Annotated in this window: 25 protein-coding genes and 1 other RNA gene; 11 read left to right on the forward strand and 15 right to left on the reverse strand. The window is 53.1% G+C overall.

All coding sequences use genetic code 11. The features are described from left to right. Nucleotides 1-280: 280 nt before the first annotated feature. A complete protein-coding gene (locus tag SAMA_RS14215; protein WP_011760824.1) occupies nucleotides 281-1,156 on the reverse strand; it encodes a hypothetical protein in 876 nt (291 codons plus the stop codon). A gap of 103 nt (nucleotides 1,157-1,259) precedes the next feature. Here SAMA_RS14215 and SAMA_RS14220 point away from each other — a divergent pair, with 103 nt between their 5' ends. Both SAMA_RS14220 and SAMA_RS14225 read left to right on the forward strand, forming a co-directional pair. Then, nucleotides 1,260-1,619, forward strand: a complete 360-nt coding sequence (locus SAMA_RS14220; protein ID WP_011760825.1) for a helix-turn-helix domain-containing protein — start codon at nucleotides 1,260-1,262, stop codon at nucleotides 1,617-1,619. Beyond that, the gene (locus tag SAMA_RS14225; RefSeq protein ID WP_011760826.1) at nucleotides 1,616-2,416 is read left to right on the forward strand and encodes an ImmA/IrrE family metallo-endopeptidase; all 801 of its coding nucleotides are present in this window, start codon (nucleotides 1,616-1,618) and stop codon (nucleotides 2,414-2,416) included. Before SAMA_RS14220 ends, SAMA_RS14225 begins: the two co-directional genes overlap by 4 nt. Before the next feature lie 415 nt (nucleotides 2,417-2,831). Here SAMA_RS14225 and gcvP read toward each other — a convergent pair whose 3' ends face one another. From gcvP to SAMA_RS14255, 6 genes are all read right to left on the reverse strand, one after another. Beyond that, entirely contained in the window at nucleotides 2,832-5,720 is a 2,889-nt protein-coding gene (gcvP, locus tag SAMA_RS14230) for an aminomethyl-transferring glycine dehydrogenase (RefSeq protein WP_011760827.1), read from the reverse strand. A 101-nt stretch (nucleotides 5,721-5,821) separates the two neighbouring features. Continuing rightward, nucleotides 5,822-6,211 carry a glycine cleavage system protein GcvH gene (gene gcvH, locus SAMA_RS14235; protein WP_011760828.1) on the reverse strand — a complete coding sequence of 130 codons (390 nt, stop codon included), beginning with the start codon at nucleotides 6,209-6,211 and terminating at the stop codon, nucleotides 5,822-5,824. 25 nt (nucleotides 6,212-6,236) lie between these two features. After that, the gene (gene gcvT / locus SAMA_RS14240; RefSeq protein WP_011760829.1) at nucleotides 6,237-7,331 is read right to left on the reverse strand and encodes a glycine cleavage system aminomethyltransferase GcvT; all 1,095 of its coding nucleotides are present in this window, start codon (nucleotides 7,329-7,331) and stop codon (nucleotides 6,237-6,239) included. A 280-nt stretch (nucleotides 7,332-7,611) separates the two neighbouring features. Further along, nucleotides 7,612-8,793, reverse strand: coding sequence for an FAD-dependent oxidoreductase (locus SAMA_RS14245; RefSeq protein WP_011760830.1), 1,182 nt, complete (start codon nucleotides 8,791-8,793; stop codon nucleotides 7,612-7,614). Between the two features lie 23 nt (nucleotides 8,794-8,816). Then, the gene (ubiH, locus tag SAMA_RS14250; protein ID WP_011760831.1) at nucleotides 8,817-10,112 is read right to left on the reverse strand and encodes a 2-octaprenyl-6-methoxyphenyl hydroxylase; all 1,296 of its coding nucleotides are present in this window, start codon (nucleotides 10,110-10,112) and stop codon (nucleotides 8,817-8,819) included. Between the two features lie 30 nt (nucleotides 10,113-10,142). Further along, nucleotides 10,143-10,718: a UPF0149 family protein gene (locus tag SAMA_RS14255; RefSeq protein ID WP_011760832.1), complete on the reverse strand. Its 576-nt coding sequence runs from the start codon at nucleotides 10,716-10,718 to the stop codon at nucleotides 10,143-10,145. Nucleotides 10,719-10,967: 249 nt separating this feature from the next. Between SAMA_RS14255 and SAMA_RS14260 the strand changes: the two genes are divergently transcribed. The 8 genes from SAMA_RS14260 (at nucleotide 10,968) to SAMA_RS14290 (ending at nucleotide 16,498) form a co-directional block, all read left to right on the forward strand. Further along, nucleotides 10,968-11,276 carry a cell division protein ZapA gene (locus SAMA_RS14260; RefSeq protein ID WP_011760833.1) on the forward strand — a complete coding sequence of 103 codons (309 nt, stop codon included), beginning with the start codon at nucleotides 10,968-10,970 and terminating at the stop codon, nucleotides 11,274-11,276. A gap of 52 nt (nucleotides 11,277-11,328) precedes the next feature. Then, nucleotides 11,329-11,509, forward strand: a non-coding RNA gene (ssrS, locus tag SAMA_RS19415) — 6S RNA. Nucleotides 11,510-11,517: 8 nt separating this feature from the next. Beyond that, nucleotides 11,518-12,204 (forward strand): 5-formyltetrahydrofolate cyclo-ligase, encoded by a 687-nt coding sequence (locus SAMA_RS14265; RefSeq protein WP_011760834.1) that lies wholly within the window; start codon nucleotides 11,518-11,520, stop codon nucleotides 12,202-12,204. A gap of 76 nt (nucleotides 12,205-12,280) precedes the next feature. Next, complete coding sequence (locus SAMA_RS14270) at nucleotides 12,281-13,195, forward strand: LysR family transcriptional regulator (RefSeq protein ID WP_011760835.1); 915 nt, start codon at nucleotides 12,281-12,283, stop codon at nucleotides 13,193-13,195. A 90-nt stretch (nucleotides 13,196-13,285) separates the two neighbouring features. Next, nucleotides 13,286-14,512 (forward strand): DUF3179 domain-containing protein, encoded by a 1,227-nt coding sequence (locus SAMA_RS14275; RefSeq protein ID WP_011760836.1) that lies wholly within the window; start codon nucleotides 13,286-13,288, stop codon nucleotides 14,510-14,512. Between the two features lie 101 nt (nucleotides 14,513-14,613). After that, complete coding sequence (locus SAMA_RS14280) at nucleotides 14,614-15,075, forward strand: hypothetical protein (RefSeq protein ID WP_011760837.1); 462 nt, start codon at nucleotides 14,614-14,616, stop codon at nucleotides 15,073-15,075. Nucleotides 15,076-15,322: 247 nt separating this feature from the next. Continuing rightward, on the forward strand, nucleotides 15,323-15,517 hold the full coding sequence (locus tag SAMA_RS14285) for a hypothetical protein (RefSeq protein WP_011760838.1): 195 nt from the start codon (nucleotides 15,323-15,325) through the stop codon (nucleotides 15,515-15,517). Nucleotides 15,518-15,718: 201 nt separating this feature from the next. Beyond that, nucleotides 15,719-16,498: an EAL domain-containing protein gene (locus SAMA_RS14290; protein WP_011760839.1), complete on the forward strand. Its 780-nt coding sequence runs from the start codon at nucleotides 15,719-15,721 to the stop codon at nucleotides 16,496-16,498. Between the two features lie 150 nt (nucleotides 16,499-16,648). Here the strand turns inward: SAMA_RS14290 and SAMA_RS14295 are convergent, their stop codons facing one another. The 4 genes from SAMA_RS14295 to SAMA_RS14310 all read right to left on the reverse strand — a co-directional run bounded on the left by SAMA_RS14295 (nucleotide 16,649) and on the right by SAMA_RS14310 (nucleotide 19,787). After that, complete coding sequence (locus SAMA_RS14295; RefSeq protein ID WP_011760840.1) at nucleotides 16,649-17,218, reverse strand: NAD(P)H-dependent oxidoreductase; 570 nt, start codon at nucleotides 17,216-17,218, stop codon at nucleotides 16,649-16,651. 35 nt (nucleotides 17,219-17,253) lie between these two features. After that, nucleotides 17,254-17,643, reverse strand: a complete 390-nt coding sequence (locus SAMA_RS14300) for a MerR family transcriptional regulator (protein ID WP_049757925.1) — start codon at nucleotides 17,641-17,643, stop codon at nucleotides 17,254-17,256. A 43-nt stretch (nucleotides 17,644-17,686) separates the two neighbouring features. Beyond that, on the reverse strand, nucleotides 17,687-18,733 hold the full coding sequence (locus SAMA_RS14305; protein WP_011760842.1) for an NAD(P)H-dependent flavin oxidoreductase: 1,047 nt from the start codon (nucleotides 18,731-18,733) through the stop codon (nucleotides 17,687-17,689). A gap of 124 nt (nucleotides 18,734-18,857) precedes the next feature. Beyond that, a complete protein-coding gene (locus SAMA_RS14310) occupies nucleotides 18,858-19,787 on the reverse strand; it encodes a DUF808 domain-containing protein (RefSeq protein WP_011760843.1) in 930 nt (309 codons plus the stop codon). 200 nt (nucleotides 19,788-19,987) lie between these two features. Between SAMA_RS14310 and rpiA the strand changes: the two genes are divergently transcribed. Then, complete coding sequence (gene rpiA / locus SAMA_RS14315) at nucleotides 19,988-20,647, forward strand: ribose-5-phosphate isomerase RpiA (RefSeq protein WP_011760844.1); 660 nt, start codon at nucleotides 19,988-19,990, stop codon at nucleotides 20,645-20,647. Nucleotides 20,648-20,726: 79 nt separating this feature from the next. Here the strand turns inward: rpiA and recJ are convergent, their stop codons facing one another. From recJ to brnQ, 4 genes are all read right to left on the reverse strand, one after another. Further along, nucleotides 20,727-22,451, reverse strand: a complete 1,725-nt coding sequence (recJ, locus tag SAMA_RS14320) for a single-stranded-DNA-specific exonuclease RecJ (protein ID WP_011760845.1) — start codon at nucleotides 22,449-22,451, stop codon at nucleotides 20,727-20,729. Nucleotides 22,452-22,538: 87 nt separating this feature from the next. Next, on the reverse strand, nucleotides 22,539-23,267 hold the full coding sequence (dsbC, locus tag SAMA_RS14325; protein ID WP_011760846.1) for a bifunctional protein-disulfide isomerase/oxidoreductase DsbC: 729 nt from the start codon (nucleotides 23,265-23,267) through the stop codon (nucleotides 22,539-22,541). A 139-nt stretch (nucleotides 23,268-23,406) separates the two neighbouring features. Beyond that, nucleotides 23,407-24,288, reverse strand: a complete 882-nt coding sequence (gene xerD / locus SAMA_RS14330; protein WP_041410484.1) for a site-specific tyrosine recombinase XerD — start codon at nucleotides 24,286-24,288, stop codon at nucleotides 23,407-23,409. Nucleotides 24,289-24,434: 146 nt separating this feature from the next. Continuing rightward, nucleotides 24,435-25,772, reverse strand: coding sequence for a branched-chain amino acid transport system II carrier protein (gene brnQ, locus SAMA_RS14335; RefSeq protein ID WP_041409881.1), 1,338 nt, complete (start codon nucleotides 25,770-25,772; stop codon nucleotides 24,435-24,437). Nucleotides 25,773-26,131 lie beyond the last annotated feature (359 nt).

The raw sequence follows: 26,131 nt of genomic DNA on the forward strand, positions 1-26,131 counted from the left end.
ATGGCGAGCTGGCTCTTTTGCATGGATGCAATTGCAAGTCGACACTGCCTCCGCGTGGCGCTCGAGACGAGCTTCGGCTCCAGCTAAGCGACAACCCCACAAGGATGTGAATATATTCAAACTATTCATTTAGGTTCAAAGCAATACCCATGGAATAAAATGGTTAATTTCTACCTTGATTATTACTGCCAGTATTAATTTCTTAACGAAGATGTTTCTATAAAATTCTTACAGTTCAAAAGAATCGAGTAATCTGCTTTTTTGCGAACTAAATTTAAAGCTAATACAAACTCATAATTTTAGGAAGTGGCTTGCCTAGATACATAAAATCCAGAACTCTGACTGGCGGCGTCCGTTTGCCCAATCCAATAACCCATGAAAAATTACTAACACCTTCAAGATGTTTTGCAACTGAATCCTTAGGCTTGCAACAATCCTTATATTTTTTATCAAAGTTGTTACAGCCACAAAATTCATCATCTTTAAACTCTGAAAATCTTTCGTATGCATTATGGGCCACTTGATATCCAGGCCATCTCCCAAACTCTTTCAAGTAATAATGCCGACAGGCCCACAAAGTGTATAAATCAAGTAGCTTAATCAATGATTGTCCCATCAACCAAGTCTCATCTCCTGGCTCAAAGGCACAGATTGAACCATCTGGGAAATTTGTATGCCGCTCACCAATCCAGATTAATCCATTCCAAAATGCCCAAGCTTTAGGGAGTTTAGTTAAATCATTAGGCAAACATACCAAAAGAGTAGCGCTCAAATTACTTCCTTCTAAAAGAGCGCTATTAGTCAATAACCATATCCCGTTATCTTCCGTCCATACTTGGGTGCGAGGATAAGCGACTTTAACAGCCTCCATCTCACTTAGATATTTTTGTTTAATATCTGAGCAGATGATCTGTGTGGTGTTACTGGCCGGCCGTGATCGACTGGTCGCCCCTTGTCCTCCGGAGTTCCCTTGCCATGATTCGGTTGAGGGTCTTCTCTGTCTTTGTTGTTCATGTTTATCAATCTCCCCTAGCATAAAGTGTGGTGTATTGCACTGTGTGCTAGGAACCACAATGCCACCGTCTTTGATACATGGAAAAATGTTAGAATCTAGTTGCATTCCGATAACTTCTAACTGTTGCTTTACGCAATTCATCTTTCCACCTGTTAACTTCGAGATTAGCTATAGTTAAGATGTTTCCATATCTAGACTTACATGTCAACTATTGTTAAAGTAAATCTTAACAGAGGTTAATGCTATGACTGACAAAAATACACAAGCTCAAATAATAAGCAGTAAAATCAAATCATTAAGAGCTAAGCTAGATTGGAATCAATCTAGGCTTGCTACAGAAGCAGGAATAAGTGGAGCTGCCCTCAGTAAGATAGAACAGGGAGATAAGCGAGTTCCTACCATCGTAGTTCTAAGGAAATTAGCTACTGCTCTAAAAGTTGATGTACATGAACTGACCGGAGAAGATGCTCCAAATCGCTCTGCACAAGCCGAACGTACTATGGAGTTTTATAGAAAATTTGGCGTGCTTGAAGAACTCAGTGAAGATGACCAAAAGCGGCTAATAGATATGGCTAATAGGTTGAAGGAAATCACAAATAAATGATCAAAAAACAGCGCGGAGCAATCGAAGCGGAAGATTTATTAGAAGATTTGGGTATAGATTCACTACCAGTCGATCCCTTTGAAATAGCTAGTCTAGTTGACAATCCATCCTTTCGAGTAGTTTTTAATTTAGTTCCATATGATGCAAAGAGCATTCTTGGAAAAGCGATAGGAAATGACTCTGGCGCTGTCGTAGATATCAATTCCAACATTCCGGATGAAGGAAGATTGAATTTTACTGCTGCACATGAATTGGGGCATGTTTGTATGCATATTATGCCTGGAAGTAAAACTTCTTTTGAATGCGGCAAGCAGCAACTTCAATCTTCCCATGATGACCCCTTTGAAAAAGAGGCTAATGAATTTGCATCAGCATTGCTGATGCCTGAAAAACTAATTAATGAGCTAACTGATAAAAATATTAACTGGAAAAACATAAAACATATCAAGGATATATGCAAAACTTCTCTAGAATCGACTTTCAGAAGATTATCAACAATTTACAGTGAGCCATGTGCATTAATTATCCACAAAAATGGCAAGTTCACTAGGTTTGTAACTTCGCCATACTTTGAAGTTTATATAGAGAGAAATAATTTATCAGACGAGCAGTTAAAAAAATGTGCTAATGGATTAAATAATGAATTTTTTAGCAGTTTTGAAGAGTCTTCCCCTTCCGGCTGGGTAAAACCAAAGGTTAGATCCTATACATTACAAAAAATTTATACGAGTTCAGTATCATTATCCGATGGCTTTGTATATACCCTTATAAAATATAATGACAAGTGCTTAAATTAGTGAATTCTTCATGAATATTAAATAGGAATATCCTCCTAAATTACAATTACTACCCAGAACACATATTAAAATTCATTTAAGAATAATAATCCATCAATAATAAACCATACATCTACTAACCATTTTCATTAGCAGTTTCATATTACTCTCGTGAATATGGAGTTAATATCCACTTTTAATCATAGCTGTTCATTAGGTTAAATCGAATCCGCAATATCAAATAAAAAACGAACCCTAGGGTTCGTTTTTTATTCGGCTAAACCGAAGTTCAACCTGACAGTAATTGCGTTGCCGACGCTGCTCATGCAAGGCAAATCGATGGTTCCAGCGCGCAGTTTACTTTTGTAAATGAGCACTGGAACCGAGATTTAACGCCCCTCTTTCGAGTTCAAGCAGCAAGTCCAGGCAGCAATTTTTATTCGTAGTCACTCATCGGCACACAGGCACAGAACAAATTCCGGTCACCATACACGTCATCGATACGGTTCACGGTTGGCCAGAACTTGTTGGCGCGCACTGACTCGGTAGGGAACACCGCCAGCTCACGGCTGTATGGGCGGCTATCAAACGCCGGATCCATGATGTCATCCATGGTGTGCGGGGCATTGGCCAGTGGGTTGTTGTCAACCGGCCACTCGCCGCTTTCCACGCGGGCGATTTCGCCGCGAATGGCCACCATGGCCTCGATGAAGCGGTCCAGCTCAGCCTTGGATTCAGACTCAGTTGGCTCGATCATCAGGGTGCCGGCAACCGGGAAGCTCATGGTGGGGGCGTGGAAACCGTAGTCGTTCAGACGCTTGGCCACGTCCATCTCGGTCACACCTGAGGCTTCCTTCAGCGGACGCATATCAATGATGCACTCGTGAGCGATACGGTCGTTACGGCCACGGTACAGCACTGGATAGTGCTCAGACAGCTTCTTGGTCAGGTAGTTGGCGTTCAGCATGGCAGTCTGGGTAGATTGCTTCAGACCCTTGCTGCCCAGCAGCTTGATGTACATCCAGCTGATTGGCAGGATACCGGCGCTGCCGAATGGGGCTGCAGATACGGCACCATTGTTGTCGCTCTCGATGCCCTGCTTCACTACCGCGTGACCAGCCACGAAAGGTGCCAGGTGCTTCTTCACGCCGATTGGGCCCATGCCTGGACCGCCGCCGCCGTGAGGGATGGCGAAGGTCTTGTGCAGGTTCAGGTGAGATACGTCGGCACCGATAAAGCCAGGCGCAGTAAGACCTACCTGGGCGTTCATGTTGGCACCGTCGAGGTACACCTGACCACCGTGCTGATGAATGATGTCACAGATTTCACGCACGGTTTCTTCGTATACACCGTGGGTGGAAGGATAGGTGATCATGATGCACGACAGGTTCTCGGCCACTTCGGCGGCCTTGGCGCGCAGGTCGTCCAGATCCACGTTGCCTTGCTTGTCACAGGCGGTCACTACCACCTTCATGCCAGCGAGCTGGGCAGAGGCAGGGTTGGTACCGTGGGCAGACTGAGGAATGAGACACACATCGCGATGACCTTCGCCACGGGACTCGTGGTACTTGCGGATAGCCAGCAGACCGGCGTATTCGCCCTGGGCACCTGAGTTGGGCTGCATGCACACGGCATCGTAACCTGTGATGTCCACCAGCCAGTCAGACAGTTCACCAATCAGCTGGGTGTAACCCTGGGCCTGCTCAGATGGGCAGAAGGGGTGCATGTTGGCAAATTCAGGCCAGCTCACCGGGATCATCTCAACGGCAGCGTTGAGTTTCATGGTGCAGGAACCCAGCGAGATCATGGAGTGGTTCAGGGCCAGGTCCTTGTTCTCGAGGCGCTTGATGTAGCGCATCATTTCGGTTTCGCTGTGGTAGCTGTTGAAGGTTGGGTGAGTCAGGAAAGCTTCTTCACGTACCAGTGCAGCCGGGATAGAGCTTGAACCCTTGGCCAGGATGTCGGCATCGATAGCGGCCACATCCAGACCATGACCGGCACCCAGGATGATGTCGAACAGTTCGGCAACATCGGCACGGGTAGTGGTTTCAGCCAGGCTCACACCCACAACACCATCGGCGTCGTAGCGCAGGTTTACACCGGCAGCCAGAGCGCGGGCACGTACGGCGTCCACATCAACCTTGAAGCTTAAGGTATCGAACCATTGAGTGTTCAGCACAGTGACGCCCTTGGCGGCCAGACCGGCGGCCAGGATATCAGTCAGGCGGTGAATGCGGTTGGCAATCACTTTCAGGCCTTGTGGGCCATGGAATACGGCGTAGAAAGAGGCCATGTTGGCCAGCAGCACCTGTGCAGTACAGATGTTGGAGTTGGCTTTCTCGCGGCGGATGTGCTGCTCTCGGGTTTGCATGGCCATACGCAGGGCAGTCTTGCCACGGGTGTCTTTGGACACGCCGATGATACGACCCGGCATAGAGCGCTTATGCTCGTCTTTGGACACAAAGAAGGCGGCGTGTGGACCACCAAAGCCCATTGGTACGCCAAAGCGCTGGGCTGAGCCGAATACCACGTCGGCACCCATGGCACCCGGGCTCTTCAAGAGCACCAGCGACATGATGTCGGCGCCCACGGTCACAATCACGTTCTTGGCGCGCAGCTGGGCAAACAGCTCGGTGAAATCGGTCAGTTGACCCTGACGGTTGGTGTACTGGAACAGGGCACCAAAGAGGTCATCATGGTTAGCCGCCTCAGCAGCAGGACCGGTCACAATGTCAAAGCCAAAACACTCGGCGCGGGTTTTTACCACGTCCAGGGTTTGTGGGAACACATCGTCAGCCACGAAGAAAGTATTGGCTTTCTTGGCCTTGGAGACACGCTTGGCCAGCGCCATGGCTTCGGCTGCGGCAGTGGCTTCGTCCAGCAAAGAGGCAGAGGCCAGATCCAGACCGGTGAGGTCGATGGACAGCTGCTGGAAGTTCAGGATGGCTTCGAGGCGGCCCTGGGCGATTTCTGGCTGATATGGGGTGTAGGCGGTGTACCAACCTGGGTTTTCCAGCACGTTACGCAGGATAACGTTAGGCACTTCGGTGCCGTGGTAACCCATACCAATGTAGCTCTTGAACACCTGGTTTTTGTCAGCCAACTGACGGATGTAGGCCAAACCAGCAGCTTCGCCGTTGGAGGCGCCTACGTTCAGCTCACGACCCAGACGGATAGACTCGGGTACGATTTGGGCGGTCAGATCTTCCAGGGACTCGGCACCAACGTAGTTCAGCATGGCTTGCTGTTCGTCGGCATCGGGGCCAATGTGACGGGTCAGAAACAGCTCGTGCTGTTCCAGCTCTGTGAGGGTTTGCTTGGTCATGATAAACCTTTCAAATTACGCCGATCTCAATTGCGACCGATCTGCTTTATGTCGGATAAAACAAACGAAGCCCCGGGGGGCTTCGTTTTTCCTGGCGAGGATTATTCCTCGTCGATAACTGCTTGATAACCTTCGGCGTCGAGCAGGCTGTCCAGCTCAGACTCGTCAGAAGGCTTGATGCGGAAGAACCAGCCGTCACCGTAAGCGTCGCTGTTTACCAGCTCTGGAGAATCTTCCAGAGACTCGTTTACGGCAATCACTTCACCGGAGATAGGGGCATAGATGTCAGAGGCAGCTTTTACAGACTCAGCTACGGCGCAGTCTTCACCGGCAGACACAGTGTCACCCACTTCAGGCAGCTCAACGAATACCATGTCACCCAGCAGTTCCTGAGCGTGCTCAGTGATACCTACGGTGTAGGTGCCGTCGTCTTCCTTGCGGATCCATTCGTGGGAAGAAGCATACTTGAGTTCGGACGGGATATTGCTCATTGTTCTTGTTCCTTAATCGGGTCTTTTAAAATGCTTGTTTTCCATTGCGTACGAAGCTGGGTGCGATGACACGCACCGTCACACGCTTCTTGCGCATTTCCACTTCGGCAGTCTCACCGATGGCGCCGGGTACGCGAGCCATCGCGATAGAATAGCCCAAAGTGGGTGAGAATGTACCGCTGGTGATCACGCCCTGGTGCTCAACGCCATTGGCGTCGGTAAAAAACACTGGCATATCATGGCGCAGAACGCCCTTCTCTTCCATCACCAGACCGACTAATTTGTCGCTGCCCTTGGCCTTGATGGCTTCCAGCGCTTCACGGCCGATAAAGTCGCGATCCGCAGGTTCCCATGCAATGGTCCAGCCCATGTTGGCGGCCAGTGGGTTGACGCTCTCGTCCATGTCCTGACCGTAGAGGTTCATACCGGCTTCCAGGCGCAGGGTGTCACGGGCACCCAGACCACATGGCTGCACACCGGCATCCAGCAGGGCTTGCCACAGGGCCTCGGCTTCGGCTTCTGGCACGATGATCTCGTAGCCGGCTTCACCTGTGTAACCTGTGGTGGCAATAAAGAGGCTGCCAGCTTGCTTGCCGAAGAAAGGCTTCATACCTTCTACAGCAGCGTTTTGCTCGGCAGTAAATACGGTGGCGGCTTTGGCTTTGGCATTGGGACCCTGCACGGCAATCATGGCCAGTTCAGGACGCTCGGTGATGGTGACATCGAAGCCTTTGGCCTGCTCACCAATCCACGCCAGATCTTTTTCGCGGGTAGCAGAGTTCACTACCACGCGGTATTGAGTGTCGCTGAGATAGTAGGTGATGAGGTCGTCAATGACGCCGCCGTCGTGGTTCAGCATGCCGCCGTAGAGGGCTTTGCCGGGAACGGTCAGTTTGGCAATGTCGTTAGCCAGCAGTTTGCGCAGGAAAGCGCGGGCATCGGCACCTTCAACGTCCACTACAGTCATGTGAGATACGTCGAACATACCGGCGTCACGGCGCACGGCATGGTGCTCTTCGATTTGGGAGCCATAGTTGAGGGGCATATTCCAGCCGTGGAAGTCCACCATCTTGGCGTTCGATTCCAGGTGCTTGCTAAAGAGTACAGTTTTATTAGCCATTATTATCCCTTCTATCCGGGGCTTTGGTGCCAAAAATAGAAACGGCACCTGGTTAAAATGCGGCGAAATTATACCTTGCGTCACAAATTTGTATACAAGAGAATTTTCTAATCCGAACAACCAGGCATTAGTTTTTCTTATGAAAAAACCAGAAAAAACTAATCTTCAGAAGTCGCTTTACAATTTTTCGCCGCCAATTGTTTGATATTTGCTGCAAAAATCACCTTTAACGGCTGTTGGGCCAGCCGCTGTTATCAAATATTTCACAGAGACTGTTTGCTTATCTGCCCATGGCCTGTTTGATGAACACTGTTTTCAGTCCAGGCAACTTATCCACCAGGTTCAATCCCAGATCCCGCACGGCCTGCTTGATGGGGTTGCTGCCTTCAAAGAGGCGTTTGAAGCCTTCCATGGTAGCAATCATTTCCTGGGCGGCGGCCTTGCGCTCACGCTCCAGCGGCCGGAGCAGACGGTAGTCACCTATATCTTTGCCCTCGGCTTTCAGGCGACCAATGGTCTCGATAATGGCGGCGGCGTCCTGAAAACCCAGGTTAACGCCCTGCCCCGCCAACGGGTGTATGGTGTGGGCCGCATCCCCCGCCAGCAGCAGCCGGTGACGGGCAAAATGGCGGGCATAGCGCATGCGCAGGTTAAAGCCGATACGCTCACTCTTTACGTGGCACAGACCAAGGCGGGCATCGAAGGCGGCGGTAAGCGACTTTGAAAAATTTTCATCATCCATCGCCAGCAGTTCCTGCGCCCGAGGCTCGGTTACCGACCAAACGATGGAGCAAAGATTTGCCTGAAACAGCGGCAAAAACGCCAGCGGGCCGTCAGGCAAAAACACCTGTCGGGCACAGCTCTCGTGGGGCTCGGCGGTTTCTATGGTGGCAACAATGGCGGTGTGGCCATAGTCCCAGAACGTCAGCGGAATATTGCACTGGCTGCGCACCCAACTGTTTGCGCCGTCGGCGGCAATCACCAGCGCAGCCGAGAGCATGTCGCCCTCTTCCAGGGTCAGCCAGGCTTCCTTTTCACCAAAGGCAAGGCGGCTTAAACGCACACCTTCCCGGTAATCCAGGTTATCGAACTCTCCGGCACGTTTTGCCAGCGCGGCGGCAATATTGTCGTTTTCGATGATGGTGCCAAGGCTTGATTCGCCCAGTTCATTGGCATCAAAACCAATTTTGCCCATGCCGTCTTTGTCCCACACCTGCATACGGCCATAGGAGGCGGTGCGCTGGCTGTCCATCAGCGGCCAGGCGCCCAGAGATTTGAGCAAATCTTCGCTGGCGCGGTTGATGGCGCTGACCCGAAGACGCGGCTCGCCTGCAACAGCACTCTGGCTGCCCGCATCCAGGACTGTCACCTTAAGCCCGGCCTCGGCAAGGCCGATGGCGGTTGCCAATCCCACCATGCCGCCACCTACAATGGCCACATCACAGCTTTGGGTTGTCATCATCTGTCAGTCCTCGGACGAAATAGTTACAGGTTGGGCGTCAGGCGGACACCACGGCGCCAGCCCATGGCCCGGCTTGCAAGCGGCGCCTTGAGCGGCGGACACCAGGACAGCAGCCGAAGTCCCACACTGCGCCCGGCCACCAGCGGCCAATATTGATTGGAAAAGCCCCGAACCAGGGATTCGATGGCCAGCAGGGTTTCACGCCTGTCGTGCTCGCGAAGTGTCAAATAACGATGCAGCAGGCGAATATCGCCCACATCTGCATGGCGGTTTTCACTGAGTGCCTGCTGCAACACCCGGGTCAAATCGACAATATCCCTGAGGCCCAGGTTAAAGCCCTGACCGGCGATGGGATGGAGGGTTTGAGCGGCATTGCCCACAAACACGCAGCGATGGTGAATGGGTCTTGGCATCCAGGACAGTTTCAGGGGATAACGCTGACGATTACCGGCGCCAAGGAAGACCCCGGCCCGGTTGCCAAAGGCCTGCTGTAATTGACTCACAAAGCGTTGCTCATCGCAGTCCTGCAGCATTCGGGCTTCGTCGGGAGGCAGGGCCCACACCAGTGAGAGCCGCTGTTCCCCATTAATAGCTGCCATGGGCAACAGCGCCAAAGGCCCTGTGTCTGTGAAGCGCTCCCACGCCCAATGTTCATGGGGCTGCCGGGTTACCACATTGGCAATCACAGCTTCCTGATCAAAGTCCACCTGCTCAAGCGGTAAGTTAAAGTGGCTGCGTACGGCAGAACCCAAACCATCGGCAGCGACGACAAGCTTTGCACTCAGCTTTTTACCGGACTCCAGCAGCAGGGTGTGTGCATCCTGACCCGCCTCCATACCCACCAGACTATCGGGGCACAGCAGTTGGATACGGGTCTTGGCCATGGCATCAAACAATGCTTTGCCCACGGCCTCAAGCTCAACCACTTGCCCAAGATAAGGCAGACCAAAGGCGCTGCTATTGAGCTCCGTCATACCAAAATGGCCACGGTCTGAGACATGAATATCGGTAATGGGGGTGCCAAGCCGACTCAGGTGTCGCCACACACCGAGGCGCTTAAGCTCCTCAATGGAGCCTTCGGCAACGGCGATAGCGCGGGCATCAAAGCCGGGATGTTCATCGCCGGGCGCCCTGGCTTCAATCAGGGCGATGGAAAGGGGGGCGTCTGATAGCTTGCAGAGCTGCTCGAGGGCGAGCGCCAGAGTGGCACCGGCCATGGCACCGCCCACGATAGCGATATCGACCGCCTGCGCTGAATTCGACACATCGGCAGGCGCATTGTCACTGCCAGTTGGGTTGATGTGACGGGTGTCGTCCATGGTGCCTAGCTCCTCAACGTCCCGCCAATATCAATGCAGATTATTGCTGGGCTGTATAGCGCCGCCGCCATCCTGGGGGCCAAATTCCTGATAACAATGAATGGCCGCCATACGCACGAATTCAAGAATTTCGACATAGGCAGTTTCTGATTCTTCATCATCCACCACATCGATTTCGACCTGAGCCACGGCGGCGAGATCGGCAATCACTTCGCGCACATCTTCAGAGGCCTGATTGAGCCCCGGCTGGATAATGGCAAGTCCTGCCAGAAAACTCTGCACCCACAGAGACAGGGCTTCGACTCTGTCACACAGGGGCTCTTCTTCTTCGGGCAATAGCGGCATAAAACCAAAATCAATTTCCCCAAGGCGTGCCTGGGTATCGACAAATAGCTCCTCCACCAGGGCTTGCAGCTCAGCGGGGATTGATTGCCCATCATTCATCAACTCAAGCAGGGGCTTAAGCCAGGCTCCCCGGCCCTGCTCTACACCACCGGCAATCAAGCCGACCATGGCGCCGTGCACTTCCACCGGATGCTGACCAATTTCAGCCGCTTCCAGCGCGCCGAGCAGTTTTTCAATTTTGAGGGAGGGTGGGGTTGCCATAATTGAGTGTCCAATGCCTAAACGCAATTGGCCAATGCTAACAGACGCCAGCGGCTGTCACCAAGTTTGCAAACAGGGGTTTGTGGCAATTTTGCGTGACATTGGCTCAATAATCATCTTTTCCCTCAGGTCGTTGTTCACGCAAGCAGCAAACTCGTTTTCAGCGCGGCCTGAACGCGGCTCCGGCCTTGCACTTTTGTAACCCGCCTTATATAGTCCGCCACATAAAGACCACCACAGGGATAGCCCATGAGCAGTAGCGCCATTGATATCATCCTCCTTGGACGCACCTACTCCATCGCCTGTCCAGTCGGACAAGAAGCGGCTCTGAGGTCGGTGGCACAAAAGCTTGAACAGCAACTGACGTCGCTTCGCGGCCGAACCAGCAACCTGAGCCGGGAAGATCTGGCCATGATGGCGGCATTAAATCTCGGTCATGAGTTGCACGAAGAACAGCGAAAGAATCAAGACTATATGCAGCAAATGGATGACAGAATCCGCCTGCTGCAGCGAACGCTCGAACAAGCTTTGGTTGAGCGAAGCCACAAGGAAGATTAAACTGATTACAGGTTTTGCACCGGGTACATTCCCAGTGTAACACCACCAAATTTGCTCCCTGGGTTGTGCGCCAGCTGGTAATGTCCCTGTGCCGATATTTTTGACTTTAGGGCAGGTGTTTTACCGACATTGAGCAGGCTCGGCTCGTACCGAGAAGCCTTAGGAAGTAATCGCAGGCCCGCCTTGAACCTACGGTTCAAGGGCTACACCGGCAGCGGCATTCCGGGGAGCATCTCAACTTATGACGGTATCCGTCACATCCAACGCGACCAGCGCTGAGGCACCGATTAGCCCAAGTGCTGAGGCACAAGGCAGCATCAGTGCTGAGGCCCACAGCGGCATAAGTGCAAATTCGTCGCGCAGTGCCATACGCAAACACGTTCGCGCTCTGAGGCGCACCCTCAGCGGCGATGTGCAGACAGCTGCCGCCATACAGGCAGCGCAGCACCTGTTAACTGAGCTCGCCGATGCCCGTAGGGTCGCCCTTTACCTTGAAAACGATGGCGAAATCAGCACCCGCCCCCTGATTGAGGCCCTGTGGCAACAAGGGGTTGAGGTGTATCTGCCGGTGCTGCATCCCTTCGCCGAAGGCCATTTACTCTTTATCCGTTACGATAAGCACAGCGAGATGCGTGACAACCTTTATGGCATCCCTGAGCCCGTGATGGCCTGCCACCGCCTGTGCCCAGCCTACCGGCTCGACGCCATTATAACCCCACTGGTCGCATTTGATGACAGCGGCAATCGTCTTGGCATGGGCGGCGGCTTTTACGACCGCACCCTGGCGCAGCTGCCTGACAGCACCCGGGTTATTGGCCTCGCCCACGATTGTCAGCGCCTGCCTGCCCTGCCCGTTGAAGCCTGGGATGTGCCTTTGACCACCATAGTCACCCCATCGCGAATCCATCGTCTCCCCCCTCGTAATTAAGGCAAGCAAAGCTGCGTGACACGCCACCCATGCAGACATAATAACCTGATTATTATAATTTTTTAAGGTCGAGCCCGTGAACCTAGATGATGTAGCACTGTTTGTTCAGGTTGTTGAGTTAGGTAGCTTTACCAAAGCCGCTGAACGAAGCGGCCTGCCAAAATCGACCGTCAGCCGCCGTATCCGAGATCTTGAGCAAAGTCTTCGCGCCCGCCTGTTGGAGCGTACTACCCGGCACCTACTGCTGACTGAGGTGGGAGAGGCTTTTTTGCTGCGAGCCCGAGCCATACTGGCGGCTGTAGAAGCAACCGAATTGGAAGTGGCTGGCGCTCAGCAAACCTTTGAAGGCGAACTGACACTCTATGCCCCCGATTTTCTGATGGAATGGTGCTCTCCCCAGATTGCACGCTTTTTTGAGCGTTATCCCGAACTCTCCCTGCGGGTGCATGACATAGGACAGACGTCATCGACACTGGCAGACAAGCGCTTTGATTTGCTGCTGACCCTGGGCGCACTGCGAGATTCCTCCTTTATCGCACATCCCATGGCCAAGCTGCAGTTTGATCTCTACGCCACACCGGAATATCTGCAACAGCACCCGCTTCCTGAACACGCCAAGGCCCTTGGGCAGAAGCACGCGCTGGCCATCATGGAACTGGCCTCCCTGGATTTGTGTTGGCCATTGGCACAAATCCCCCTGTTTCGCCGCCCCCAATTTTGCACCCAGTCCCCCTATCTGCTGCGTTCTTTAGTGTTGCAGCACCGAGTGATAGGTTATCTGCCAGTGGCCATGGCTGGTGATTTGGTAGCCCAAGGAAAGTTGGTTCCCTTATACAACCGGACTGTGAGAACTGCTGAACAGCTTTACGGCGTGTATCATTCCCGCCGTTTTGTACCTGAAAAAGTCAAGCTGCTGATGGAAGACATTCGCGCGGGGCTGCCGGGCAGATTGCAGCAGTTGGAAGCTGAACAAGTTGATTGTTCCAATTAATGGAACAGTTCATTGCATCCAGGCGGATTTATCCCGCTGATGACGGTTTTTACAATGATGGCAGAATTTTTTGTCACCGGAGTTACGTCTATGATGCCCTTCATCACCCGATATGCCCGCCCCCTTTTTTGGGGCGCCATGGCCATCGCACTCGCCAGTGCAGGACTGCTGTTCAAAGATCTGGCTGATGTCAGCCAATGGCTAATCCAATCCCCCCGCGAAAGCACCATGTGGGTGTGGTATCACAGGTATGCCCTCACGGCAGTGGCCATCATCAGTTTTGCCATCGCCCTCTGGGGTCTGAGCAGCCGTCCCAGCCTCACCAGTAAAAAAGCGCTTGCCGCTTGCGTCATCTTGTTTGCCTTCCTGCTCTACAGCGGCATGATAAACCCCCACATCATGATGCGCGAACGCATGGACAATGGGGTCTTTGTCTCTGTGGAAACGGCCAGAAAATACTATGCCCCCGACGAGAGTGTGATTGTACTCGACATCAATGGTGCGGCCCGTGCCCACTCGGACAAACAGCTGCTGCGTCCCCATGTTGCCGGCAATGGAGAACTGGGCGGTGAAAACGTAGTGATGACTTACTGTGGTCTCACCAATCTGGGGATGGCTTATACCCCTGAAATTGATGGTAAAGCCCTGCAACTGGCACCGATGAACCAGTTGGAAAACAACCTAGTGATGTGGGACAAGGTATCCGGGGAACCTATCCAGCAGCTTTGGGGCCAAAAGGAAGCAGATATCAATCAGGGCGGCAGCGCAAAAATGCGTGAGTGGCCGACCTTCAGAATGCCGTTTTCCAAGTTTGCTGAGGCCTATCCAAACGGCGAAGTGTTCCTGAATGATTATCTTGTGCAGGATATGAAGCCTTCATTTTGGGAAAACCCATTCCTCGCCATATATGACCCCATCATGGAAGCCATTTTTGACCACGCCATTGTAGATCAGGCAACCAATGAGGATCCCACCTTCCCAACTATTCAGCACAAGGATCCACGTTTGCCCAATAAGACGCTGGTTTGGGGGCTGAATGTGGGCACTGACTATGTGGCCTATACCGAGGATTTTGTTCGCCAACACGCGCAGCCTATCAATACGGAAGTTGGCGGCAAGAACCTGGTCATTGCCTGGGACAATGAATACCAAAGCCTGGGGATTTACTACAACCCACATCAAGAACCTGTGGTAGAGATTGATTTCTTTGGTCATTCCAACGTGGGAAAACTCAATCGGGTCGAAACCGTAAAGGCTGGAGCTTACTGGATAATCTGGGCCAACTTTTTCCCCGAAACGGACATCAATCGCGTATAACCCTGGCTTACATACACCGCCGGCACTCAGGCTGGCGGTTTTGTCACTGGCGGCTGCATAGGATAAAGTGTCCCCAATACAGCACAGAACAACGTCCCCCAATGCCACCAAGACTCGAACGCGCGGGTAAAATCGACAGTGCCAATCGTGCCCGCGCCAAACTGGAAATCATGAAAAATACCTACCATGCCTTAAAGCAGCGTCAGTCTCCCTATAAGACACTGCTCGGTAGCCTGTTGGGCGCGGTGTTGGCACTGATAGGCTTTGTGATGATTGCCGCAGCAGATACCGGCATGGTGTTTTTGTATCTGCTGCCGCCCACCCTGATTGGTCTTGGTGCCAGGATTATTGGCCAATGTTTTGAGTGGCCACTGCTGTTTATTCCCGCGGCCAGTGCTGCCTGCGTTTACCTGACAGTCTTTGGCTATCTGCTGCCCTTCAAGAGTGCCGATTTGATAGTGGTACCACTGGGAATAGCCCTTGCCGCTTTCCTCGCCCGAAAACCCCTTTCTGACCTTGAGAAAAACGCCCTCTGGCAGGCCAGGTTGGGCAAGTTTGAGTAAATAACGCGGCTTTCCCTACACTCACCGCTTGCCGCCAAGCATAACCCAAGCCAACTTTTTAACCTTTACATCCATTTCTTAACAAAGCTTGCGCCAGCGCAAGCTTTGCGCCCCTAGCAAGAAAACGGCACCTTAAACTTGATTGCGATCAAATATCTGCATCATCAAGTCTTCATACTGAAGCCATCAAAAAGCGGGCGTGAAAAAAGCCCCTTGTCCATGACAAACCTTCAAAAGGAATTCGGTTATGAAATCAGAAGTCGTTGTTCTGCTCCTTGCAACCCTGGCCCTGGTCGTGGCACTGGTAGGTCATATTGCAATCGGCTTTATGCTGAATGTCAGCGCCTTGGGTATGGTGGCAGCGCCCGTGCCCTTTGTGTTGATGTTGGTGGCCGTGATTGCGGTGAAATACGCTGCCGCCCACGATAAGCCCGCTCACTGATCCCCGCGAAAAAACACCTCTGTGGCCCGGTTCTCCGGGCCAATAACAACTCAGGTATGTTGTTCTGGCGATGGCCGCTGCGCACAGCAAACTAACCTTTATGTGCAATCCAGACCTGCACCCATAAGTGCTTGGCATTCTCACCCGCTGCATCTACAGTAATCTCACACCCGTTATTTTGCGGACCCTTGAGACTACAACGTGGACTTTCCTGAAGAAATCAAACAGCAAACCTGTGCCGACTGCCTGAGCGGTGTCTCACTTGGCTTTCGTATCCGCATGGCATTTCAGCCCATCATCGATTGGCAAACCCGCAACATCTTCGCCTACGAGGCATTGGTGAGAGGGCCCGAAGGACAAGGCGCTGGCTGGGTGTTTGAGCACATCAACGACACCAACAAGTACTATTTTGATCAGACATGCAGAATCACCGCCATCAAAACCGCTGCGGAGCTTGGATGCGACACCTTTTTATCCATCAACTTTTTGCCTAACGCCGTCTACAACCCGCAAACCTGCATCAAGGCAACCATAGAGGCAGCCCACCTTTACAACTTCGATTTGAAAAAACTCATCTTTGAAGTGACTGAAGGGGAAAATATTATCGACAAGGCGCACTTGCGGAACATTTTCCAAAGCTATGCCAAATTCGGCTTTTTAACTGCTATCGATGACTATGGTGCGGGCTATACCCACATTAGTTGGCTGTCAGAGCTGAAACCCCATGTGCTCAAATTGGACATGTCGCTCATCCGTGACATAGACAAAGACCCACTCAAACAGGCACAAATCAGGGAAATCAAAGCCCAGTGTGACCTGCAATGCACTCAACTTCTCGCTGAAGGCATTGAAACCCATGAAGAACTCAGCTGTCTGACCGCGATGGGTATTCGCTATTTACAAGGGTATCTGTTCGCCCCGCCCACGCTTGAACACCTCACCAAGGAAAGCGACATAGAACTACTTCAGGCAATTGATTGATAAGTGGATTATCTTTAACGCCCTGGGATACGACTCAAAGACAGTACCGGATAAAAAGCCGCTTCTGTTGCCTTAAATAAGACGATGCCATGGCAAGAGCGCCCAGGATACTGCGATTCAGGCGATATCCCGGGCAATATGGCAAGACTATCACTCCCCTTGTCGGCCAAAGACTTCAATACTTTGTTGCCAGCGCTCCAGACATTCCGCCGTCACCCAGGAGGCAGAAGGGAAATACGATATGCTTGCCGGGGAAAAGCCACAAAATTGCAAGGTAAACCGGTCCAGCTGTGTCACGACAGACGCGGCTTGCTCCTCGGCAAAGTCAGCAGGCGCATCCATGGTGAACATCAGTCGCGCGCTTTTGCCCTGCAGCAAGGGGATAACGGCTTCGTTATTGGCGTCATAGCGAAAGGCAAAGCCCGGCAACAGACTGCGGTCGAGCAGCCCTTTAAAAGCGGCTGGCAGACTCCCCCACCAGATAGGGCTCACGATAACCAGATGTCCGGCCCAGATGAGCGCCTGCTGAAAGTCCTCCAGGCAAGGCTCCAGTGGCTGCATCCCATAGCCTTCTCTCAAATTGGTATCAAAGACCATCTGCGACAGGTTAAAACGCCTTACCCTGTGATACTCCCGCGCTTCAATTTCGTAGATATCCGCCAAATGTTTGCACAGGCTGTCGGCTTTTGGGTTGGCGTTTACTATCAGAATATTTTTCATTCCCATACTCCTTATCGAGGTTAACGGGGACGATTCTAAAGTCTCCTCTTAAGGGCAGAGTCAAGGGCGTAATCGCCAAGCCCCGGGCAATCGTCTATGGCCGACAGACACTCGTCCACCGTCGCCAGTTGCTGTTCTAGCCTGAGCTGCTGCGCCCGGATATCCTGTTTAATGCCCTCGAGAAAGCGGCGTATTTGCTGCCAGTCGAGCGTATCCCCCTTGGCTGGGACGACGGCCATGAGCTTGGTCAGCGGTACACCCAAGGCTTTGGCATCGCGAATAAGGCGCAGCAGCTCGAGATGCTGAGGCGAATAGACCCGATAGCGGCCATCACGCTGAGGGGATGGCAATAAGCCTTTCTGCTCGTAAAAGCGGATGGCTTTGATGGTAAGTCCTGTAACCCTGGCCGCCTCACCTATATACATCTGCACTCCTTCTCCCATGCATTCACTCTCAGCGTCCCCAAACTCAGAACATCACCCCTGCCGCAAGACGACGGGTCATTTCCGCAGCCGGGATAGCACGACAGCCTGAGGTATTTTGCCCACACCACAGAGGGGAGAAATCTCCCTTACCCAGCTGCTCCGCTGCCTGTCGCAGCAGCCCCATATCGATGGAGGCAAAGGGAAATGGCGGCACGGCCTCATGCATGGCACCAAGCTCTGCCATGGCGCGATTGACTATGCCCCGGGCCGGCTTGCCGGAGAAAAGCGTGGTGATTTGAGTTTGCAGCGGTTGCTCACCGATGGCGCGGCGATGGATAGCTGAGGTTTTGGCTTCACTGCACAGCAGGTATGCAGTACCAATCTGCACCGCATCGGCACCGGCCTTGAGCGCACCATTGATGTCGGTAGCAGAGCCAAGACCACCTGCGGCAATCACGGGCAGCGTCAGTTTATCCTTTGCCAGTGCCAGCAACCCATGAAGCGGCTGCTGGGTAGCCAAATCCATCGACAAAAACATGCCTCTGTGACCACCGGCCTCAAGCCCCTGCAGTATGATGCCGTCGGCGCCATTGGCCTCCAGCCACAGTGCCTCATCAAGGGTCGTTGCCGACGACAGTACCCTGGTGCCCCAACTTTTTACCCGCTGCAATAAGGCCTTGTCCGGAAGCCCAAAATGAAAGCTGACAAAGGCCGGTCTCGCCGTTTCTATCACATCGGCGACATCATGACTGAAAGGCTGGCGACTTGCCCTGGCTGGCCCCGAAGACGCGGTAACGCCCAGCTCGTCAAAGTAAGGTGCCAGCAAAGACTGCCAGCGGCGACGGATTGGGTCCGGGTAATCACTCACCCGATGACAAAAAAAGTTGAGATTAAAAGGAGCCGTGGTTGCCGCCTGAATCCGGCGCACTTCAGCCTCCAGCACTTCATTGCTCAACATGCCGCAGGGCAAGGACCCCAAACCTCCGGCGCTGCATACCGCAATGGTGAGTTCACTGTCCTGCACCCCGGCCATGGGGGCCTGAATGATAGGTAACTCGGTGCCGAGAAACCCCTGTAATAGTCTGCTCATTTCCACTCCCTGTGGTTACTCGCTGCGAACCCGGCGATGACTCGGGGCTCAGTGTATACAGCCCGATTTACATCCGGCAAAGTACTGTGTCATCAATGCGACTTTGACAAAAAACGGTGAATAATCAATTCGCCGCCTTTGCGGGTTTAAACTTTGCAATCAAGGTCATCACGAGCACGGCCACAGCCCCCGCGACTATGCCAAACAGCAGATTCAGCGCACTGGGGGTAAAGAATTCGAGCACAGGACCTATGGCCTCAATCGCCCCAACCCGCGCCGCCGCAGCGTTGATACCGTCGTGAAGCACATGGATACCGTGGGTAAGGATGCCTCCCCCCACCATAAACATGGCGGCCGTACCCACCACAGATAAGAGTTTCATCAGTTTGGGCGCCGCAGCCAGCAGCAGGTTACCGACCATCTTGGCCAATGCAGCGGATTTACGCGACAGCCAGAGTCCCAAATCATCGAGTTTGACTATGCCCGCCACCAAGCCATAAACGCCTATGGTCATCAGCACCGCAATGATGGACAGGGTCGCGACCTGGGTCATAAAGGGTTGCTCGGCTACCACGCCCAGGGTAATGGCAATGATCTCTGCCGAGAGCACAAAATCGGTGCGTATCGCACCTTTCACCTTTTGCTTTTCATATTCTTGGGGGTCCATGCCCTTTGGCACCAATGCCTCGTGGGCATCTTCACCCTCCACCGGCACATGCTTGGCTCTGGCATGCCACAGCTTTTCAAAGCCTTCGAAACACAAAAACAGGCCACCGAACATCAACAGAGGCGTCACCAGCCAAGGGACAAAGGCGCTGATGAGCAGCGCCAGGGGAACCAGGATTAACTTATTGAGAAATGAGCCCTTGGCCACGGCCCACACCACGGGTAACTCCCGGTCGGCATTAACCCCGGTGACCTGTTGGGCGTTGAGGGCCAAATCGTCCCCCAGCACCCCGGCGGTTTTCTTGGCAGCAACCTTACTCATCACAGACACATCATCCAGAATGGTCGCAATATCATCCAGTAGGGTGAGCAAACTGGCTCCAGCCATAACAACTCCTTGTGAAAACTCCGAAATCGGTTGCGGTTATCCTAATCCATCCCTTCGGCAAAACGCACCCCCGGGATGCAAAAGTGTCAGAGTAACGGCAGCGCAGGCAGGATTTTTGTTAGCCAACAACCACTTTTATGGCCACTTGCAGGTATAATAAGGGCAATTTTTTTGCATTAAGTCGTTTACAGGACCTCACCATGACTCAAGACGAAATGAAAAAGGCCGCCGCCTGGGCTGCACTCAAATACGTAGAAAAAGACAGTATTGTTGGCGTGGGCACAGGCTCTACTGTGAACCACTTTATCGACGCACTGGGCACCATCAAGGCGGATATCGAAGGCGCTGTGTCGTCTTCTGAGGCCTCCACCGCCAAGCTCAAGGCGTTGGGCATTCCGGTTTACGACTTAAACAGTGTCGACAGACTGTCTGTTTATGTGGACGGAGCGGATGAAATCAACGGCCAGATGGACATGATCAAGGGCGGCGGCGCGGCCCTCACCCGTGAAAAAATTGTCGCTGCCGTGGCCGATAAATTTATCTGTATCGTGGACAACACCAAAGAAGTGGCCATCCTAGGTGAGTTTCCGCTGCCGGTTGAAGTCATCCCCATGGCCCGCTCCTACGTGGCCCGTGAGCTGGTCAAACTGGGCGGTGACCCTGTGTACCGCGAAGGCGTTGTTACCGACAACGGCAACGTTATTCTGGATGTGCACAACATGAAGATCATGGAACCCAAGAAGCTCGAAGCACAAATCAACGGCATCGTGGGTGTGGTTACCAATGGCCTGTTCGCCCACCGCGGCGCTGATGTGCTCTTGGTCGGCACCCCCGATGGCGTAAAAACGGTTACCGCCTGATAAGCTAACCGTTAAAAACAAAAAGCCACCCAAGGGTGGCTTTTTTGTTAACAGGCTCGTGGTTAACGGGTGTCCGGACTCATTTGGCGTCGATTTGCTCGACCAAGAGCTGCAGGCTTTGGTTGCCACGAAACTCGTTCACATCAAGGCGATAAGCAAGGTGCACATGGCGCACCGTGGCATCGGGCCAGAGTTTAAGGTCCACGTTGAAGGCAATGGCATCCAGCATCAGCCGGCCACACTCTGTTTCCACCATCATTTTTAAGTGCTTCTCACCCACAAGACGCTGCTGTAACAACCTGAAATGGCCATCAAACAATGGCTCTTCAAAGCCCTGTCCCCAGGGCCCGCTGGCACGGATAAGGTTCGCGGTTTCCAGCGTCAGGTATTCGATGGGCAACTCGCCATCGGAGAGGATTTCACCTGTCAGCAGTTCAGGGGAAAGAAGCTCCCGAACAGTGTCATCAAACACTGTCTGAAACTTGCTGACATCCGCTTTGGCGAGACTCAAACCTGCTGCCATGGCATGGCCGCCAAACTTGGGAATAAGCCCGGGATGACGGCTGGAAATCAACTCCAGCAAGTCTCGCATATGCAGACCCTTGATGGAGCGGGCCGAGCCCTTTACCTCGTTATCCGACGCTTCAGCAAAGGCAATAACGGGTCTGTGGTATTTGTCTTTGATACGGGACGCCAGAATGCCTATCACCCCCTGATGCCAGTCATCCTGATACAGGGCTATGCCCCAGGGCAGTTGCGATTCTTCCAGTTGCAAGCGCTCGAGGCTCTTTAATGCCTCGGCCTGCATACCGGTTTCCAGCTCGCGGCGCTCCTGATTAAGCCCATCCAGCTCGGCCGCCATTCTGCGGGCATACATGATGTCGTCGCACAAAAGGGTTTCGACGCCCAGAGACATTTCATCGAGGCGCCCGGCAGCATTGAGTCTGGGCCCAACGGCAAAGCCAAAGTCAGCAGCCACTGCGCGGGCGGGATTACGCTTCGCGACTTCCAAAAGCGCAGTGATCCCGGGTCTGCAACGGCCAGCTCTGACACGTTTAAGCCCGGCATCCACCAGAATCCGGTTATTGGCATCCAAACTGACCACGTCGGCCACAGTCCCCAGCGCTACTATGTCCACCAGTACCGCCAGATTGGGCTCCTTTATACCAAGCTTTTCAAACCAGCCACGGCGTCTGAGTTCGGCGCGAAGGGCCAGCATCAGATAAAAGGCCACACCCACACCGGCAATGGATTTGCTGGCAAAGGTGCACCCCTGTTGATTGGGGTTAACTATGGCGTCGGCGTCCGGCAATACCTGCCCGGGCAGATGGTGGTCGGTGATCACCACCTGCATCCCGGCGGCTTTGGCCGCCGCAACACCTTCGATGCTGCTGATACCATTGTCGACCGTGATAAGCACCTCGGCGCCCTTTTCCACCGCGAGGGCCACCAGGGGCACACTGAGGCCATAACCATAATCGAAGCGGTTGGGAATAAGAAAATCAGCGCCGTGAATACCGAGCATCTTGAGTGCCAGCAAACACACACTGGTGGAAGTGGCACCGTCGGCATCAAAGTCACCGACAATCAGCATACGCTTTGAGGCCATCGCAGCGTCGGCCAACAGGCACGCGGCCCTATCGAGACCCAGCATAGTCTCGGGTCGCAGCAGGCGCGACAGCTCCTGCTCGCAGTCATCGCCAGCTACCCCACGGCGGGCAAGCAGCTGCTTTATCAAAGGATGCAGGTGATTTGGCAGGTGGGAGTCATCCACCGTTTCGCGCCTGGTGAGCTTGTACTTCACGCAATGACTCCTTGCTTGAACCTTGGGGAATACCAATACAACAAAAAGGTGAGCCTGGGCTCACCTTTTCTGGGAGGCAGCACGCTGTTACTGCTTAACCGCACGCTGCTCCAGCACATCAAACAGCGCGGAGGCAGGTTGATAACCGGGGATCATGGAGCCGTCTTCCAGCACAATGGCGGGGGTGCCATTTACGCCAAAGGAACCACCCAGGTTGTACTGGCCGGCAATGTCCGCATCACACTTGGCGAGGCTGATATTTTTACCGGCCTTGGCATCGTCCATGGCCTTGTGTGGGTCTTTGGCACACCATACGGCTTCCATCTCGTCGGCATTGGGCGAAGGTACGCCCTGGCGGGGATACGCCAGATAACGCACGGTTATCCCAAGGTCGTTATAGTCTTTCATCTCACGATGCAGCTTGCGGCAGTAACCGCAGGTAATGTCGGTAAAGACAGTGACTACGTGTTTTTCGTCTTTAGCTTTATACACCAACATCTTGCTTTCAAATTCTTTGAGCATGTCCAGACGCGGACCAGCCAGGGCCTTTTCGGTCAGGTTGTTCATCTGGTTATTCAAATCATAGATGTTGCCATGGATCAGCTTGCTGCCATCGGCAGTGATGTACAACACACCACGGTTGGTTATGGCCTGATACAGCCCCTCAACCGGAGAGGCTGTGATGCTGTTCACTTCCAGGCCGAGGGTGCTTTGAATTTTCTGCTTCAGCATGTCGTTTGGTGTGGCAGGGGCCGCCATCACCAAGGGAGCCAGGGCCAGTGAGCCCAAAAGCGTCAGGGTACGGGTGAGTTTCATCTTGAATCCTTGAATACGACTGCGGGTATAGTCTCTTGATTATAAGACCCGCGAATGGCCTGAAAAGTTACCGTCTAACGGTAACAAAAGCAAATTAGCCGGGGCTGAATTTGTATCAGTTGGTGTTTCAGTCAAATTCTCAGCCCCTGGGGTGATGTTTTTCATGGAGATCCGCAAGGCGGGTTCTGGCCACATGGGTATAGATTTGGGTTGTCGATAATGAACTGTGCCCCAGCAGCAGCTGCACTACCCTGAGATCGGCGCCGTGGTTCAACAAATGAGTAGCAAAGGCGTGCCTTAACGTGTGGGGCGACAGCTCAGTGGAAATGCCAGCTCTGAGCGCATACAGCTTAATGCGGTGCCAAAAGGTTTGCCGCGTCATTTGCTGGCCACGATTGGATGGAAACACCACCTCGGTGGCGCCCTGCTTAAGCAACATCTGCCTTGGGCCTGCGAGAAACTGTTCCAGCGCGTCCTGGGCCACTTCCCCCATGGGCACCAATCGTTCTTTCCCCCCCTTACCGATAATACGCACCAGCCCCTGACGCAGCCCCAGCTCCGACATGCCAAGGCCCACCAACTCGCTGACCCTGAGCCCGGTGGCATACAGGAGCTCGAGCATGGCTTTATCGCGGCATTCTACAGGGTCGTCACTGCTTGGCTCCGCCAGCAGCTGCTCCACCTGTGCCTCCGACAGACTCCCAGGCAAAGATTTGGGGAGTTTGGGCGATTCAATCAGGGCGGTTGGGTCTTCACTCAAGGTGCCGGAAACCAGTTGATGACGATAGAAGCGGCGCAGGCTTGAGAGCATACGTGCCGTCGAGGTTTTGGCCATGCCCTGTTCAAAACGGTACGCCAGATAGTCCCTTAGCGTGAGACTATCGAGGGCCAGCAACCCTATACCTTTTGCCGTGAGAAAGGCATCAAACTGACACAAATCGGTACGATAGGCACTTAAGGTGTTATCAGACAATCCCTGAAGCGACCAAAGCTCATCCAAAAATGCATCTATCAACGCCATACCGGCAGCACTGGGTTTCAATGGGGCGCCGGATTTTTCAGGGCGCTTGCCACCCTTACGGGAGGTATTGGCTTTGGCGGACAAAAAAGACTCCAACGGAAAAACAAAAAAGCCGGGCGAACCCGGCTTTTACTTGCATATTGCTATCAGGCCGCAGCCGGTGCGCGCTTACCGATAAAGAGGCAGATTACCATGGTCACTGCGGTTGGCAACAACCAGGCCATGCCTTCGGCATAAAGCGGCATAAAGCTCAGAGACTCCATATTCACCCCGGCAGCCTTGAGGCCATCGATGGCACCAAAAAGCAGCGCCACCGCCAACACCAGTCGATGGCTGACTTTGGGGTTGGGCAGGTACTGGGTCATAAAGGTCACGGCCACCAAGGCTATCACCACGGGATAAACACTCACCAGCACAGGAATACTTACGCTGATAAGCTGAGTCAGCCCGACGTTGGCCACTACGGCGCAGATGATGGAAAACAGGATAACGAACTGACGGTATTTAATACGTGGAAACAGCTCATTGAAATAATCAGAACAGGCACTCACCAAACCCACAGCCGTGGTCAAACATGCCAGAGACACCACGGTAGACAACAGCAGCGCACCCAGTGTCCCAAACTCACGGTCGACATAACGGGTCAGAATTTGACCACCATTTTCGGCACCCTGAGCGATATCCCCTGCAGTGGCTCCGAGGAAAAACAGCGAAATATACACAAAGGCCAAACCGGATGCGGCGATAAAGGCCGCACGCACCAGTGCACGGGTTTGGTCCGCAGGGGCATCAACCCCTTTCTTGCGTAAAAGGTCGATAATCAGCATACCGAACATCAGCGACGCCAGAGTATCCATGGTGTTGTAGCCTTCAATCACCCCCTTGATAAGCGGGCTGGACGCATAATCCCCCACGGGTGCTGAAGTGTCACCCGATGGCAGCATGATTACTGAAATGGCCAGCGACAACAGCAGTACCATGAGCACAGGGGTCAGTACTTTACCCACACTGTCCATCAATTTACCGGGGAAGAGGGCCAGCAGCATGGTCACCGCAAAGAACCCAAGGGTAAAGATAAGCTGAGCTACATTGAGGCTGATACTGCCAAGCGCCAATACAGCACTGGTATCACCGAGGAAGGGTTTGGCGCCAATTTCAAAGGCCACCAGACCGGTGCGGGGCGCCGCAAAGGCAGGGCCAATGATGATGTAAATGGCCACAGCCAACGCCGTAGCAGCCACAGCAGGCAGATACGCCATCACCCTGCCCTGGGTTTTGGCCACAGCAATCAAACCCACCAACGGCATGCCCACGGCAGTCACCAAAAAGCCCATCATGGCCAATGGCATGTTCTCACCGGCAAGCATGCCCGCGAATGGCGGGAATATCAGGTTACCGGCCCCCAAAAAGAACGCAAAAGTCATAAAGCCCAGACTTAAGGTGTCTGAGAAACTCATCTGCTTGTTTTGCACAAGAAGCCCCATCTTATTTATAGTGTTTTTCGAACAAACTTAAGTGATTATCTGCAACTTGGCTACCGAAGACGGACAGAGAAAGCCCCGTGTAACGCCAGAATTACAGCTGTGGAGAGGTAAATTTGGCGAAGTACGCCGAAAAAACCACCTACCTCGAGGTGAATTTTGGCCAAAAACGCCACCGAGGGGCCCGAAGTCGCAAAAAATGGCTACGGGAAAGGGGGAAACTAATATCAAAGCCCGAAGAACAGCGCAAGCAGCGCGGCCTCTCTTGCCCAAAAAAGTGTCCCATGCTGCATTCGCGCTAACAGCATGTTGCGCCGGATCACAGCTCATGGGCGTTTTCGGGCCGCTAGCATCACATTTGG

The sequence above is a fragment of the Shewanella amazonensis SB2B genome (genome assembly GCF_000015245.1).
Taxonomy (GTDB): domain Bacteria; phylum Pseudomonadota; class Gammaproteobacteria; order Enterobacterales; family Shewanellaceae; genus Shewanella; species Shewanella amazonensis.